This window comes from Rhizobium sp. P1_E6 (genome assembly GCF_056405875.1).
The window spans coordinates 1-686 of the sequence record NZ_JBFUBG010000347.1 but is presented as its reverse complement, the minus strand read 5'-3'; the positions used below and the strand labels follow the sequence as shown (position 1 = coordinate 686).

Sequence of the window (686 nt, the reverse complement as noted above, 5' to 3'; positions counted from 1 at the left end):
CTCGAAGTCTGGAGGGCAAAACAGGTCTTCGTCTCCAAACGAGGCCAGGGGACCGGTTATTCCGGCATCGAAAACCCGCTCTTCTTCAAGGACAACACACGCATGTTCTACGGCGACGCAAAAAAGAGCATCGATCGACTCATTCAACTTCTTCCATCGAAGATGGCGGCCTGATCGATGACGCCGAACCACTATCCTKTTTCGAAAAGGACCAGGCAGCGCGCGCTGATCGATCAGGCCAAGTACGAGAAATGGTACGAGGAGAGCATTGAAAACCCTGATAAGTTCTGGGGTAAACACGGCAAGCGCATCGACTGGTTCAAACCCTATACCAAGGTCAAGAATACGTCCTTCACGGGCAAGGTCTCGATCAAGTGGTTCGAGGACGGCCAGACGAACGTTTCCTACAACTGTATCGACCGTCACCTGAAGACGAATGGTAATCAGACCGCCATCATCTTCGAAGGCGACAACCCCTATATCGACAAGAAGATCACCTATAACGAGCTTTACGAGCATGTCTGCCGCCTGGCGAACGTCTTGAAGAAGCATGGCGTCAAGAAGGGCGACCGCGTCACCATCTACATGCCAATGATCCCGGAATCGGCCTATGCGATGCTGGCTTGTGCGCGCATCGGCGCTGTTCATTCCGTCGTCTTCGGCGGCTTCTCGCCGGAAGCGCTTGC

The 686-nt window shown here is 53.9% G+C and carries 2 protein-coding genes; both read left to right on the top strand.

Translation table 11 applies throughout. From position 1 onward, the window contains the following. A partial coding sequence (locus AC1D35_RS36665; RefSeq protein WP_477942976.1) for an NAD(P)(+) transhydrogenase (Re/Si-specific) subunit beta occupies positions 1 to 174 on the top strand: 174 nt, incomplete at its 5' end. Positions 175 to 177: 3 nt separating this feature from the next. After that, positions 178 to 686 (top strand): AMP-binding protein (locus AC1D35_RS36660; RefSeq protein WP_477942975.1); only part of this gene is annotated, 509 nt, incomplete at its 3' end.